The 13,292-nt window shown below is 70.9% G+C and carries 13 protein-coding genes; 9 read left to right on the top strand and 4 right to left on the bottom strand.

Annotated elements, in window-relative coordinates:
- Positions 1-15: 15 nt before the first annotated feature.
- Positions 16-426: a hypothetical protein gene (locus LZP97_RS17415; protein ID WP_228287122.1), complete on the bottom strand. Its 411-nt coding sequence runs from the start codon at positions 424-426 to the stop codon at positions 16-18.
- A 221-nt stretch (positions 427-647) separates the two neighbouring features.
- Here LZP97_RS17415 and LZP97_RS17410 point away from each other — a divergent pair, with 221 nt between their 5' ends.
- Positions 648-1,658 carry a M23 family metallopeptidase gene (locus tag LZP97_RS17410; RefSeq protein ID WP_010593668.1) on the top strand — a complete coding sequence of 337 codons (1,011 nt, stop codon included), beginning with the start codon at positions 648-650 and terminating at the stop codon, positions 1,656-1,658.
- A 431-nt stretch (positions 1,659-2,089) separates the two neighbouring features.
- On the opposite strand, the gene LZP97_RS17405 is transcribed toward LZP97_RS17410, so the two are convergent.
- Entirely contained in the window at positions 2,090-2,506 is a 417-nt protein-coding gene (locus tag LZP97_RS17405) for an archease (RefSeq protein ID WP_010593667.1), read from the bottom strand.
- Positions 2,507-2,592: 86 nt separating this feature from the next.
- Between LZP97_RS17405 and LZP97_RS17400 the strand changes: the two genes are divergently transcribed.
- Positions 2,593-4,014 (top strand): RtcB family protein, encoded by a 1,422-nt coding sequence (locus LZP97_RS17400; RefSeq protein ID WP_010593666.1) that lies wholly within the window; start codon positions 2,593-2,595, stop codon positions 4,012-4,014.
- Between the two features lie 122 nt (positions 4,015-4,136).
- On the opposite strand, the gene LZP97_RS17395 is transcribed toward LZP97_RS17400, so the two are convergent.
- Positions 4,137-4,817 carry a 3'-5' exonuclease gene (locus LZP97_RS17395; RefSeq protein WP_029539975.1) on the bottom strand — a complete coding sequence of 227 codons (681 nt, stop codon included), beginning with the start codon at positions 4,815-4,817 and terminating at the stop codon, positions 4,137-4,139.
- Between the two features lie 324 nt (positions 4,818-5,141).
- On the opposite strand from LZP97_RS17395, the gene corA reads away from it, so the two are divergent.
- Entirely contained in the window at positions 5,142-6,299 is a 1,158-nt protein-coding gene (gene corA, locus LZP97_RS17390; RefSeq protein ID WP_017680798.1) for a magnesium/cobalt transporter CorA, read from the top strand.
- Between the two features lie 22 nt (positions 6,300-6,321).
- Here the strand turns inward: corA and lppU are convergent, their stop codons facing one another.
- A complete protein-coding gene (gene lppU, locus LZP97_RS17385) occupies positions 6,322-6,930 on the bottom strand; it encodes an LppU family putative lipoprotein (RefSeq protein WP_010593663.1) in 609 nt (202 codons plus the stop codon).
- A 99-nt stretch (positions 6,931-7,029) separates the two neighbouring features.
- Here lppU and LZP97_RS17380 point away from each other — a divergent pair, with 99 nt between their 5' ends.
- The 6 genes from LZP97_RS17380 to LZP97_RS17355 all read left to right on the top strand — a co-directional run bounded on the left by LZP97_RS17380 (position 7,030) and on the right by LZP97_RS17355 (position 13,186).
- Complete coding sequence (locus LZP97_RS17380) at positions 7,030-8,097, top strand: ATP-dependent DNA ligase (protein ID WP_040274780.1); 1,068 nt, start codon at positions 7,030-7,032, stop codon at positions 8,095-8,097.
- Between the two features lie 33 nt (positions 8,098-8,130).
- A complete protein-coding gene (locus LZP97_RS17375) occupies positions 8,131-9,156 on the top strand; it encodes a DNA polymerase domain-containing protein (protein WP_040274821.1) in 1,026 nt (341 codons plus the stop codon).
- A 144-nt stretch (positions 9,157-9,300) separates the two neighbouring features.
- Positions 9,301-9,828: a DUF6764 family protein gene (locus LZP97_RS17370; RefSeq protein WP_010593659.1), complete on the top strand. Its 528-nt coding sequence runs from the start codon at positions 9,301-9,303 to the stop codon at positions 9,826-9,828.
- 82 nt (positions 9,829-9,910) lie between these two features.
- The gene (locus tag LZP97_RS17365; protein ID WP_010593658.1) at positions 9,911-11,119 is read left to right on the top strand and encodes a serine hydrolase domain-containing protein; all 1,209 of its coding nucleotides are present in this window, start codon (positions 9,911-9,913) and stop codon (positions 11,117-11,119) included.
- A 50-nt stretch (positions 11,120-11,169) separates the two neighbouring features.
- Positions 11,170-11,385, top strand: a complete 216-nt coding sequence (locus LZP97_RS17360; protein WP_010593657.1) for a dodecin — start codon at positions 11,170-11,172, stop codon at positions 11,383-11,385.
- Between the two features lie 121 nt (positions 11,386-11,506).
- Positions 11,507-13,186, top strand: coding sequence for an FAD-dependent oxidoreductase (locus LZP97_RS17355; RefSeq protein ID WP_048773699.1), 1,680 nt, complete (start codon positions 11,507-11,509; stop codon positions 13,184-13,186).
- The last annotated feature ends 106 nt before the right edge of the window (positions 13,187-13,292 follow it).

Genomic DNA, 13,292 nt, shown 5'->3' with positions numbered 1-13,292 from the left:
CCGGTCCGCTGCCGATCAGCACCTGCTGATACAGAGTTCGTCGAGGATCGCCCGGCCGCTGCGGGCCGGGGCGGGCGCCGGTGGCGGGGCCCGCGACAGGGTCGGGGCGTGCCGCCGGGCGATCGCGGCCGTAACCACCACCGCGACCACCGTGACCACCGCGATCGGACGCCCGGCGTTGTCCGCACGAGGGCCGAGGAACAGTTGATCGTGGTGAGGATCGAGGCCGGACGAGTCGTGATCGACATGGGCATGCCCGGGCGCCGTTTCCGCACCGGGTTGCGCGGTCGCACTCACGTGCACATCGTCGTGATGATGGCCGTCCGCCACGGTGAGACCGCACTGCACCAGGGTGTAGCCGAGAAGGTAGAGGACGACCAATGCGACCGCGGTCCGCAGGGGCGGAGAAGTCGATCGGGCCGTCACAACTTCCCGACTGTAGCAGTGCAGCACCGGCGACCCGGCCGACCGTACATCCCGTCGCCCCGTTTCGGCACCCGCTCCGACACTGCTGGGTCAGTGGGTGAGGATGCGATTACAGAGACACAAGTGATGAAAGTGCACTAGCGTTACGGTGTGTCGCCTTGACAAACCCCCATATACCTCTCCAATCGGACATTTCTCGTGAGGCGGCGGGAGGAAGTGCCATGCACCGCACGCACAGCGGCCGGTGGGCCGCGTTGATCCTGGGAGCGTCGACGGCGGGACTGACGGTCCCGTTGCTCACGGCCCCGACGGCCGGAGCGACGCATCTGTCACCGGAGCCGGTGGCGGCGTCCGTGGCCGATGCGCTGACCATCACCGGAGCCGACCCGGCCGGGCAGGTGGTCGATCCCGCTCGATGGCAGACGGTGGCGAACATCGCCGCCGCCGGCGTGCGCGCCGCCCGGGACAACGGCGCACTCGACGACACGGTCGCCACCCTGCAGTCCCTGGCCGGCTGCGCGGCCCGATGGAGCGCCCAGGGCACCGGGGCAAGCCTGTTGTCGGTGTGCCGCACCGAACTGGCCGGACTGGATTACAGCATCGCTCCGCGTCTGCTGGCAGCGTTGGCCGCCGACCCCGGTACACCTACGGCACCGGGTCGTCACGGCCCCCCGGCACCGGAGCCCGGGACGCCACCCGAGGAAGACGATGCGCCGGCTGCGGGCGCACCCGATACGGCCCCCGGGAACGAGGGCGCCACCCGGCTGGAAGACCCCGGCGCCGCACCGGCAAGCCCTACCCCGCCGCGCCCGGCCGAGGGCGGGCGTTGGGGTGGGACCGGCCGGCCCGTCGCCCCGACCGCCGGGGTGATCACCTCCACCTTCGGTGACGGGCGCGGACACGGAGGCATCGACATCGCCAACACCATGGTCGCACCGATCGTCGCCGTCGCCGACGGAGAGGTCGTCAGCGCCGGACCGGCACAGGGTTACGGGTTGTGGGTACGCATCCGGCACGACGACGGCACGGTGACCACTTACGGCCACAACAACGCCAACCTGGTGAAGGTCGGGCAACGAGTCGAAGCCGGGCAGAAGATCGCCACCATCGGAGATCGCGGCAACTCCACCGGACCCCACTTGCACTTCGAGGTCGAAGACCCCTCCGGCGCCAAGACCGACCCGGCGCAGTGGCTGGCCGACCGCGGCACCCCCCTCATCGCTGCGGACTGACCTCCGAGCGGGCAACCGCACCTCCTCCTGCCGTGCCGGGACCCCGATGGTCGAGATCCCGTGAAGATCTGTTGAAGATCCCGGATCTCGCACTCGAGGCGGCACATCGGGATCGTCGGCGGGCGATAGTGGGACGATCCCTCCCCGAGGACTACTCGGCTCCAGGAAAGGTCACGGCCGTGAACATGATGGGCATGATGGACCAAGCGCACACCCTGCTGCACCAGCTGATGATGTGGCTCCACGAGATGGGTGGGATGCCCATGATGAACATGCCGATGTAGCGCCACCGCTCGTCGCATCTCGCCGACTGTCCGGGGCCCGCCCCAGCCGGCAGTTCCGGCCGTCTACAGTGGAAGATCCCAGGCGGGAACACCCCCACGGTCGCCTGCGCGGCGCGCCGCAACAGGGACCGCGTGTGCGGCGCCGGTTCACACATCCAGCGTCACCGAACACGACCATCCTCCCGGTCCGCGCTCGAGGCGCAGCCCGTGCAGCGACACGGCCTTCGGGACCGCACCCACCTGTGTGACCGAGGCGACGTCGGCCATCGAGAACCGCACTTCCGCCGTGCCGGCACCGGAGTCGACGGCCACATCGACCGGGACCTCCCCGGCCGCGTCGAGCAGGTAGACGATCTCGTCGAGTACCGCGACGAGCAGGTCCTCGTCGCCGTCGGCTGTCAGCCGGCGGGTGCGCACCCGGACCGGCCCGGCGGAGGAGGTTTCCGCGAAGCTCGCGACGGCGCCGTGCACCGCCTGCGCGATGCACTCGTCACGGGTGGGTGCCCACGCCTCGATGCGCAGGTCCGCCGTGTGCGGCACCGACCGGTATCCGCTTTCGTTCATGACGCGCTCCTGTGCAGCGGGCATTGCAGATTCTATGGTGGAACGAAGCCGCCGACGCCGCGTTCTCCGCCCCGGATCGGACAGTGATGAGGATCGTCGAGGAGACCCAGTACCGGTTCCGGATCGACCGGACCGGCGCGATGCGCGTACCCGGGATCGTCTTCGCGGCCCGGTCCCTGCTTCCCGCCGCGGAAGGAGACGAGGCGCTGACCCAGGTCGCGAACGTCGCGACCCTGCCGGGAATCGTCACCGCGTCGTTCGCCATGCCGGACGTGCACTGGGGTTACGGCTTTCCCATCGGTGGAGTTGCGGCGACGGACATCGACGACGGCGGCGTCGTCTCTCCCGGTGGGGTGGGCTTCGACATCTCGTGCGGCGTGCGGCTGCTGATCGCGCGTGACGCCGACCGGTCCGCGCTCGCGCCGCGCCTCGGGCTGCTGATGGACCGGCTCGGTCACGTCGTGCCCCGTGGCATGCAGACCCGGGGCGTGTGGGAGCTGCCGAACCGCAGCGTGCTGCATAGGGTGCTCGAGGGCGGCGCCCGGTTCGCGGTGGACCAGGGGCACGGTGTCGTCCGCGATCTCGAGCGGTGTGAGGACCGGGGCGTGTTGGCCGGCGCCGACTCGGCCGCGGTGAGCGACCGGGCCGTCGAGCGGGGCCTCGGTCAGCTCGGCAGCCTGGGGTCGGGCAACCACTTCCTCGAGGTGCAGGCCGTCGAGCAGGTCTTCGACCCGGCCGTTGCCCGGCCGATGGGTCTCGACGTGGGCACGGTGTGCGTGATGATCCACTGCGGGTCCCGCGGTCTCGGCCACCAGATCTGCACCGACCACGTACGTGAGATGGAGAAGGCGATGGGCCGCTACGAGATTCACGTTCCCGACCGACAGCTGGCGTGCGTGCCGGTCCGGTCACCGGAGGGGGAGGCGTATCTCGGGGCGATGGTGGCGGCGGCCAACTACGGCCGGGCCAACCGGCAGTTGCTCACCGAGGCGACCCGCCGGGTCTTCGAGGACACGGCCGGTACCACTCTCGACCTCCTCTACGACGTCTCGCACAACCTGGCGAAGATCGAGCGGCACGAGGTGGACGGGCAGGTCCGCACCCTGTGCGTGCACCGCAAAGGCGCGACGCGATCACTGCCGCCCCGCCATCCCGACGTCCCCGAGGACCTGGCGGACGTCGGTCAGCCCGTGCTCATTCCCGGCACGATGGGCACCGCCTCGTACGTGCTCGCCGGTGTCGCCGGGAACCCGGCGTTCTTCTCCACCGCGCACGGGGCCGGCCGGGTGCAGAGCCGGCACCGCGCCGCTCGACACACCGACGGCCGGGCGGTACGCGACGCGCTCGAGTCCCACGGCGTGCTCGTGCGGGGGAGTTCGTGGCGGGGACTGGCCGAGGAGAAGCCGCAGGCGTACAAGGACATCGACGCGGTCACGGAGGTGAGCGAGCGGGCCGGTCTGGCCCGTCGGGTCGCACGGCTCGTGCCGCTCGGCGTCGTCAAGGGGTAAGCACCCCCGCCCTGGGCCGAATGTCACATTCGGTCGACTACATCGATGCGATGTGACATTCGGTCGCCCCGCCGGGCGGTGTCGTGAGGGTCGACGTCGAAACCCGGGCGCGGCAACAGCTCTCAAGCGATACCGCGAATGGGCCACTGCGGGTCCACATCCGACACGTCGCGCCCGAGACCCGCGAGATACTCGGCGAACGTGCGTTGCCGCTCCGCGTGCCAGGCCGCCTGGTCCGTCATGATGTCCAGGTCGGCGAGCTGCGGGAAGCGGGTGCACAGCGCCCGCGCCAGTTGCCCCGCCGCGAGGGCGTCCGCCTCGGCCTGATGCGCGGCGGTCAGCGCGATGCCGTACGCATCGCAGACCGCCTGCAGGGTGCGGCTGCCCTCGCGGTCGCGGTCCATCTCGCGGTCGACGACGTACGGGTCGAACACCAGGCCCGTCTCGAGTCCCGGCAGGCCCAGCCGGCGGCCCTCGGCGTCGACCACCGTGAGGTCGTAACTGGCGTTGAACGCCACGACGATGTGATCGCGGACCCACGCCTCGCACAGCGCCTCGCGGATCTGGGTGTAGCCGGCCGTGTACTCGAGGCCCTCGGCGCGCGCCCGCTCCGTGGTCACGCCGTGGATCGCCGCCGTCTCCTCCGAGATCTCGATGCCCGGATCGAGCAGCCACGTCCGCGACGAGACGGTGTCGCCGTCGAGGACGACGACGGACGCAGTCACGATGCGCGCGACCCGCGGATCGCGGTCGGTGGTCTCGAGGTCGAACGCGCAGATCGGTCGATCGGGCCAGTGCGTCATCGGGGGGTCCTGTCGTCGGTCGGTCGGGTCGGTCACGGCGATTGTGGCCGCAGCCACCGACACCGCGCGCGGCGCGACGCCGTGCACGGGACCGGCTGGCTCCGCACGGCACGAAGGCGTACGCTGCTGGGGGTTCGTCAGGCCCCCGGCACGGTTCCGGGTGATGTGGAGGAGGTGGGACTCGCGATGCGCAGTCGACCTCCGAGTACCAGCTGACGGCAGCCCGTACGCGCCCTGTCGGTGCGCGACGGTTGCCGTCGCGTGTGCGTCCCACGGCGACCACCCTCGCCGTCGCCCTCCGTGCCTCCGAAAGGCCGTGCCGACATGCTGCCCAACCGTTCCGTCCGTGCCCTGCTGCCGCGTCGCTCCGCCCCGGCGACCGCCGACCCGTCCGCCGGTTTCGGCGCGTCCCTGAATCCTGCCGCCGCGCAGAGCCCCGGCCGGGACGGTGCGGCGCGGGCGGAGAACAGCATCGTCGACAGCGCGGTCTACCGGGACGGCCGCCGCGTCGCGTCGCCGGCGACACTCGCGCAGGCCCTCGATTGCCTGCCCGAGCCCGGTTCGATGGCCTGGATCGGGATGTACCGGCCCACCGACGCGCAACTCCATGCCGCCGCAGAGCAATTCGGACTGCACGAACTGGCCGTCGAGGATGCCATCGCCGCCCACCAGCGCCCGAAGCTCGAGCGCTACGGCGACACCCTGTTCGTCGTGCTGCGCGCTGCCCGCTACGTCGACGAATCCGAGCGGGTCGACTTCGGTGAGGTGCACGTCTTCGTCGGACCGACGTTCGTGCTGACGGTCCGGCACAGCGAATCGCCCGACCTGTCGGCGGTGCGGGACCGGATGGAGAGCGAGCCCGATCTGCTGCGGCTCGGTCCCGAGGCGGTTCTCTACGCGATCCTCGACGCCGTCGTCGACGGGTACGCTCCGGTGGTCGCGGGCCTGCAGAACGACATCGACGAGATCGAGACGGAGGTCTTCAGCGGGGATCCCGGGGTCTCGCGCCGCATCTACGAACTCTCCCGCGAGGTCATCCAGTTCCAGCGCGCGGCCAAACCGCTGCTCACCGTGCTGTCGGGTCTGTCGTCGGGCTTCGCCAAGTACCGCACCGACGACGAACTGCAACGCTACCTGCGGGACGTCACCGACCACGCGACGACGGTCGTCGAGCAGGTCGACAGCTTCCGGCAGTTGCTCGGCAACATCCTCACGGTCAACGCGACGATGGTGTCGCAGATGCAGAACGAGGAGATGCGCAATCTCAGCCGGGCGAGCATCGAGCAGAACGAGGAGATCAAGCGTATCTCGGCGTGGGCGGCAATTCTGTTCGCGCCCACGCTGATCGGCACGGTCTACGGGATGAACTTCGACACCATGCCGGAATTGCATTGGGCCGCAGGCTATCCCATGGCCCTGTTGATGATGGTCATGACGTGCGCGGGTCTCTACGCGATCTTCCGCCGCCGCGGCTGGCTGTAGCCGGCCGCGGCGGACGGCGGCCTCAGAGCGTGTCGGTGCAGACCACGAAACGACGCTCGCTGTAGACGAATCCACCCTCGGAGACGGAGCAGTCGTTCACGTTGTCGGTGTTCTGCAGGATCTCGGTGACCTTCTCCGTTTCGGGGCCGGGTGCGGCGCAGTCGATGCGCTGCGGGTCCTCGCCGGAGATGTCCATGCAGCTGTCGACCACCCAGTCGACGTCGAGGCACAGGGCACCCACCTCGACCCCGGCGGAGGACTCGTAGTAGGTCTGGTCGGCGTCCGAGACGCACTGATCGCTCGTCTCGACGATGTCGATCACCTTGTAGTTCGAGTCCATGCTGCCGCAGGTCGCATTCTCGATGGTCGCGTCGTCGACGGTGCCACCGAGGCGCACGCAGTCACCGATCTCGACGTCGATGTCCAGACCGGAGGAGCCGGGGGACGTCGGTGCCGTGGTGGTGGTCGGACGGCCGGTGGTCGTCCGGGTATCCGATGCGCTCGCCGACGTGGTCTCGGACCCGGGCTCGGGCACCGCCCGGGGCTCGACGTCCGATCCGCACGCGCCGAGCACCAGAGCCGCCGCAGCCACCGCGACGACGGTGCCGCTCACCCGTCGAATGAAGTTCATGGGGGGAGAGTACGGAATGTCCGCCTCGGGCGGGAACCGTAGGGCGATTTCTCACAGATCCGGCGGGCACGTGTCGGCCCCGGGTGCGACCATGAGCCGGTGCAGCTGCCAGTCGAACCGCCGATCGCACCGATGCTCGCCAAGGCCGTGCCCGAGGTTCCGGCCCAGCCTGCCGACGGCGACCCCGAGTGGTCGTACGAGCCGAAGTGGGACGGCTTCCGGGCTGTCGTGTTCCGCGACGGCGACGAGGTGGTGCTGAGCTCGCGGGGCGGGAAGGACCTGGTGCGCTACTTCCCGGAACTGACCGCCGCGGTGCGGGCGGAGCTGCCCGCCCGGTGCGTGGTCGACGGGGAGATCGTGGTGCCGCGCCCGCACGACGGCCGTAGTCGGCTCGACTGGCAGGCCCTGTCGGAGCGTATCCACCCGGCGGCGAGCCGCATCGCGCTGCTCGCCGAACAGACCCCCGCGCAGTTCGTCGGCTTCGATCTGCTCGCCCTCGGCGACGAGAACCTGATGGAGACGCCGTTCGCGCGGCGCCGGGAGCGGCTGCGGGCGGCGGTCGGGGGCGGCCCGAGCTGCCATGTCACCGCCGCGACCCTCGACGCGCAGATCGCCGGCCGATGGTTCGCCGAGTTCGAGGGCGCCGGCCTCGACGGGGTCGTCGCCAAGCGTCTCGACGGACCCTACGTGCCGGACAAGCGGGAGATGCGCAAGGTCAAGCATGCCCGCACCGCCGACTGTGTGCTCATCGGCTACCGCCCGCACAAGAGCATCGACGGGGTCGGGTCCCTGCTGCTGGGGCTGTACGACGGCGGGGACGAACCGGTGATGGTCGGGGGCGCGTCGGCGTTCACCGTCGAGCAGCGCCAGGAGTTGCTCGCCGACCTCGCGCCGCTGCGGGTCGGTGCCGACGTCGTCGCCGAGGGCGAGCCGAGCCGGTGGCGGACGGCCGCGGACCGCCGATGGATACCGCTGCGGCCCGAGCGGGTCCTGGAGGTGGCCTACGACCAGATGGAGGGCAACCCGGAGGCCGGCCTGCGGTTCCGGCACGCGGCCCGGTTCCTGCGGTGGCGGCCCGACCGCGATCCGCGCAGCTGCACCTTCGAGCAGTTGGACGTGCCGGTGCGGTACGACCTCGCCGACGTCCTCGACCGGACAGGAGTGTGACCTGCGGTGCCCGACGCGAAGCGCTCTCCCGCGATGGAACTGGACGTCGGCGGTGTGCCCGTCCGCCTGTCCAACCCCGACAAGGTCTACTTCCCCCGCCTCGGTGAGGCCGGCAGCAAGCGCCGCCTCGTCGAGTACTACCGGACCGTCGCGACGGCCGGCTCGGCGCCGCTGCTGCAGGCGCTGCGGGAACGGCCCACGCACCTGCAGCGGTTCCCGGACGGGATCGAGGGCGAGGAGATCTACCAGAAGCGGGTACCTGCCCGCCGGCCCGACCACATCGCGACATGCGAGGTCACGTTCCCGTCCGGCCGCACCGCCGACGTGCTGCGGGTGCGCGCCGCCGCGGACGTCGTGTGGGCGGCGAACCTGGGCACCGTGACGTTCCATCCGTGGGCGGTGCGCTGCGGGGACGTCGACCGCCCCGACGAGTTGCGCATCGATCTGGACCCGCAGCCGGGGACCGCCTTCGACGACGCCCGAGCGGTCGCCCTCGAGGTGCTGCGGCCGCTGCTCGACGAACTGGGTCTGGTCGGGTTCCCGAAGACGTCGGGGGGCCGCGGCCTGCACGTGTACGTGCGCATCGTCCCGGAATGGGACTTCGTCGGTGTGCGCCGCGCCGGGATCGCCCTGATGCGGGAGGTGGAACGTCGCAGCGGCGGACGGGCCACCACCGCGTGGTGGAAGGAGGAGCGTGGGCAGCGCATCTTCCTCGACTTCAACCAGAACGCCCGGGACAAGACGATCGCATCGGCCTACTCGGTGCGGCGCACCCCGATCGCGACGGTGTCGACACCCCTGACGTGGGACGAACTCGCCGACGCCGACCCGGACGATTTCACGATCGCGACCGTGCCGGGGCTGCTCGAACGCCGCGGTGACCCGATGGCCGCGATGGACGAGACCGCGCAGACGCTCGACGTGCTGCTCGAGATGGCCGAGCGGGACGCCGCCGCAGGCCTCGGCGACCTGCCCTACCCGCCCACCCACCCGAAGATGCCGGGCGAGCCGAAACGGGTGCAGCCGTCGCGCGACACGGATCGCAAGCGGCCCGGTTAGGCATTCCGCTGGGCGTAGTCACCGGAGCGGTGACGTCCCGTGACCGCATCGATGCCCGCCCACCCGGTGAACCGGTGCGCGTCTCCGTAGACTCCCCTGAGGGGATTCGGTTTGCGGGGGACGAGGCCGGAGGAGGCAGTCACCGTGTCGGTGGTAGCGGATGCACGGAAGTCGGTTCGGGTGCTCGGCGGTGGTGCGGTGGTGGTCGCGGGTGTCGCGGCCGCACTCGTCGCGGCACCGCCCGCCCAGGCGGTGACGTGCGCGGCGCCCCCGGGTTCGGCGACCTCGGTCACCCAGCTCGACGGGCGGACCGCGTGCGGTGCGGTCGCGGATGCGCCGAGCGGCGCGTGGGGCTACGGCGACGGCGGAGTCGGCTTCGCCGACGCCCGCACCGGGGCGCGCGTGCTCGCGGCCGGACTGGCTGGGGGTGTCGGGGCGGGCGAAGCTGCGGGAGGTCCTCTCGCCGCCGTCGGCTACGGCGAGAACGCCCTGGCACTGGGGATCGTCGAGGAGCCCGCGGCCGCGCTCGTCGTGGCCGGCCCGCAGTCCCAGGCGTTCATCGGTGACCTGCGCGATCCGGTGCTGTGTGAAGGGTCCGCCGCGACCGCGGTCAACCTCACCACGGGACGGGGCTGCGTCGTGCTGGGGACGTTCCGGTACGTCGCCCCCTGACGGGACCCTTCGGCAAAACCCGTTCGGGAACGGACGCTGCGACGTAGCCTGGCGGCACGAAGTCGACTGGGAGGTATCACGGATGACAGCCCGACCGGTGCGGGGCGCGGCGGCGGTCCAGGACCCGCCGCCGACCGAGATGCACGTCGACCGGCGATTCCTGCCGCTCGCGGATCGCTTCTTCGACCTGTACCGGCTGCCCCGGCACGGCGGCGGTGCCCTCGCCGCCTACCTGGACGGCGAGAAGGTACTCGACATCTGGGCGGGCTGGGCCACCCGCGACCGGCGGTGGAACCGCGACACGGTGTCGCTGTCCTTCTCCACCGGCAAGGGCGTGGCGTCGACCGTGGTGCACCGCCTCGCAGACCGCGGCCTGATCGACTACTTCGCGCCGGTCGCCCGGTACTGGCCGGAATTCGCGGCGGCCGGTAAGGAGCACGTCACCGTCGCGGACGTCCTCACCCACCGGGCCGGACTGCACCGGGTGCGCAACCTGCGGCCCGGCCGGATGGGCATCGTCGACTACGACGCGACGGTTCGTGCGCTGGCGGCGGCGCCGCCCGATTCTCGGCGGCTGAGCGGACCGGGGTACCACGCGGTGACCTACGGCTGGCTCGTCGCGGAGATCGTGCAGCGGGTGACCGGGCTGCCGTTCGTCGACGTCGTCCGGCAGGAGATCGCCGAACCCCTGGGCACCCCCGAATTCTGGTTCCGGGTTCCGGAGGACCAGCGGCACCGCATCGCCAAGCTGTTCCCGCGGATCAATCCCGCCGGACTGCACTGGGGGATGACCGCTTCGGTGCTGTCGCGGGTGAGCCTCACCCGCGGTCTCGCGGAGGCTGCGATGCCGGAGGAGTTCGACGAGCTGGTGCGTGATCCGTCGGTGCACGACGCGGTGATGCCCGGGTGGAACGGGGTGTTCTCGGCGCGGGCGCTGGCACGGATGTACGGGGCGATCGCCGCGGGCGGCACGATCGACGGAGTGCAGTTCCTGAAGCCGGAGACCGTCGAGGCCATGAACGAGGTCCGGGTACGCGGGCGCGACTACGTGCTCGGCGTCCCGATGGCGTGGCGCCTCGGCTACCACCAGCCGGTGTTCGTCAGCCGGGAACGGCCGCGCGGGGCGCTCGGCCACTACGGGGTCGGCGGTTCGGGCGCCTTCGCCGACCTCGACACCGGCCTGTCGCTCGCGTTCACGACGAACCGACTGGGCAGCGGCCCGATCGCGCTGGGCGATCTGCGGCTCGCGCGACTGGGTGCGGTGGCGCGTGAACTCGCCCGTCGCGCGTGAGAGGACGGCCACGAGTGTTCGAAGCAGTTCGATACGGAGGGAGCGAAGCTGTGAGCCACGTGTACCGGGTGATCGAGGTGGTGGGGTCGTCGACGGACAGCGTCGACGACGCGATCAAGCAGGCCGTCGCGCGGGCGGCGGAGACCACGCGCCATCTCGAGTGGTTCGAGGTGATGAACGTCAGGGGCCACATCGACGACGGGGCCGTCGCGCACCTCCAGGTGACCGTGAAGATCGGCTTCCGTATCGAGCCGAGCGACGGCTGACCCCCGGCGCGGGGGACACGCCGGGAGAGCAGGTGCAGCGAACCGGATCTCGACCGGAATTGGAACACGTTATAGTCTGGGGGGGTCGTCGAACCCCCGGCACTTCAGGCAGGTATCCACCGTGGTTTACGTGATCACCCAGGCGTGTTGCAACGATGCCTCGTGCGTCGAGGTCTGCCCCGTCAACTGCATTCACCCCACGCCCGACGAGGCGCCGTTCGCCACCACCGAGATGCTCTACATCGACCCGGACACCTGCATCGACTGCGGCGCGTGCGTGGACGAATGCCCGGTGGACGCGATCTACGCCGACAACGAGCTTCCCGCCGAGCACGAGCCGTACCTGAAGATCGCCGAGGACTACTACCGGCGCTACCCGATCGGACCGGACTGGCCCGAGGAGCGCGACCGCACCAAGATCCCCGCCGAACTCGGCTCCCTGCGGGTCGCGATCGTCGGTTCGGGCCCGGCCGCCTGCTACGCCGCGCTGGAGCTGACCAGCCGGTCCCGCGTCGAGGTCGACATCTTCGACCGTCTGCCCACCCCGTACGGACTCGTCCGCGCCGGTGTCGCCCCGGACCACCAGAGCACCAAGTCCGTCGGTGAGCTGTTCCGCAGCGCCCTCGGCCACAAGAAGAGCCAGTGCTGGTTCAACGTCGAGGTGGGCACCCACATCAGCCACGAGGAACTGCTCGCGCACCACCACGCCGTGATCTACGCCGTCGGTGCCGCCGCCGACCGGCACCTGGACGTGCCCGGCGAGGACCTGCCCGGCTCGCACGCCGCCACCGAGTTCGTCGCCTGGTACAACGGGCACCCCGACTACGCCGACCGCACCTTCGACCTGTCCGGCGAACGCGCGGTGATCATCGGCAACGGCAACGTCGCCCTCGACGTCGCGCGGGCACTGGTCGCCGACCCGGACGAGCTGGCGAAGACCGACATGGCCGATCACGCCGTCGCCGCCCTGCGCGCGTCGAACATCCGCGAGGTCGTCGTCGTGGGACGGCGCGGACCCGCCCAGGCCGCCTACACCAATCCGGAACTGCTGGCCCTCGGTCAGCTCCGGGGCGTCGACATCGTCGTCGACCCGGCCGACGCCGAACTCGACCCGGCCAGCCGGGCCCTCGTCGACGACCCCGCCGTCGAACCACGGATCGCACTGAAGGTCGAACAGGTCCAGGGCTTCGCCCGCCGGACCCCGACCGAGGACAACAAGCGGATCGTGCTGCGCTTCCTCGCCGCACCCGTCGCGCTGAACGGGGACGGCCGGGTCGACTCGATCACCCTCGAACGCACCGAACTGGCCGAGACCAACGGCCGCCTCGAGGCGCACCGCACCGGGCAGACCGAGACCCTGCCCACGGGCCTGGTCCTGCGGTCGGTCGGCTACCGGGGGCGTCCCGTCGCCGATCTGCCGTTCGACGAGACGCGCGGCATCCTCCCCAACGAGGAAGGCCGGGTCGTGGACCCGGAAACGAACGAGCCCCTGCCCGGGGTGTACACCGCAGGCTGGATCAAGCGCGGGCCCACCGGCGTCATCGGCACCAACAAGCAGTGCTCCGCGCAGACCGTCGAGCACCTGGTCCAGGACTTCGTGGCCGGCCGCCTCGTCGCCCCCGTCGCCGACCGGGAGAAGCTCGCGGCGCTGATCTCCGAGCGCCGGCCGGACTACGTGGACTACCGGGGCTGGCAGCAGATCGACAAGCAGGAACGCGCCCGGGGCGGTGCTGCGGGCCGCTCCCGCGTGAAGTTCGTCGCTGTCGACGATCTCCTCGCTGCCTCCCGAATCGAGTCCTGACCTGGCGTCGAGCTCCCGACGGGCCACCGGACGGGCGCGGTCGAATTGCCCGCCCGCAGGTGTGCTGTGTCTAATGGGTGCGCCAAGTCGTCGCTGTCGGGGCGGA

Source organism: Rhodococcus sp. DMF-1 (assembly GCF_021441945.1).
In the GTDB taxonomy this organism is placed as follows: domain Bacteria; phylum Actinomycetota; class Actinomycetes; order Mycobacteriales; family Mycobacteriaceae; genus Rhodococcus; species Rhodococcus ruber.
This window is presented reverse-complemented; position numbering and strand designations above follow the sequence as displayed.

Bases quoted from the DNA above. Each gene is read 5' to 3' on its own strand.
- LZP97_RS17365 (WP_010593658.1), top strand. From the start codon at position 9,911: ATGACAGCCCGACCGGTGCGGGGCGCGGCGGCGGTCCAGGACCCGCCG.
- LZP97_RS17410 (WP_010593668.1), top strand. From the start codon at position 648: ATGCACCGCACGCACAGCGGCCGGTGGGCCGCGTTGATCCTGGGAGCG.
- corA (WP_017680798.1), top strand. From the start codon at position 5,142: ATGCTGCCCAACCGTTCCGTCCGTGCCCTGCTGCCGCGTCGCTCCGCC.
- lppU (WP_010593663.1), bottom strand. From the start codon at position 6,930: ATGAACTTCATTCGACGGGTGAGCGGCACCGTCGTCGCGGTGGCTGCG.
- LZP97_RS17375 (WP_040274821.1), top strand. From the start codon at position 8,131: ATGGAACTGGACGTCGGCGGTGTGCCCGTCCGCCTGTCCAACCCCGAC.
- LZP97_RS17395 (WP_029539975.1), bottom strand. From the start codon at position 4,817: ATGACGCACTGGCCCGATCGACCGATCTGCGCGTTCGACCTCGAGACC.
- LZP97_RS17405 (WP_010593667.1), bottom strand. From the start codon at position 2,506: ATGAACGAAAGCGGATACCGGTCGGTGCCGCACACGGCGGACCTGCGC.
- LZP97_RS17400 (WP_010593666.1), top strand. From the start codon at position 2,593: ATGAGGATCGTCGAGGAGACCCAGTACCGGTTCCGGATCGACCGGACC.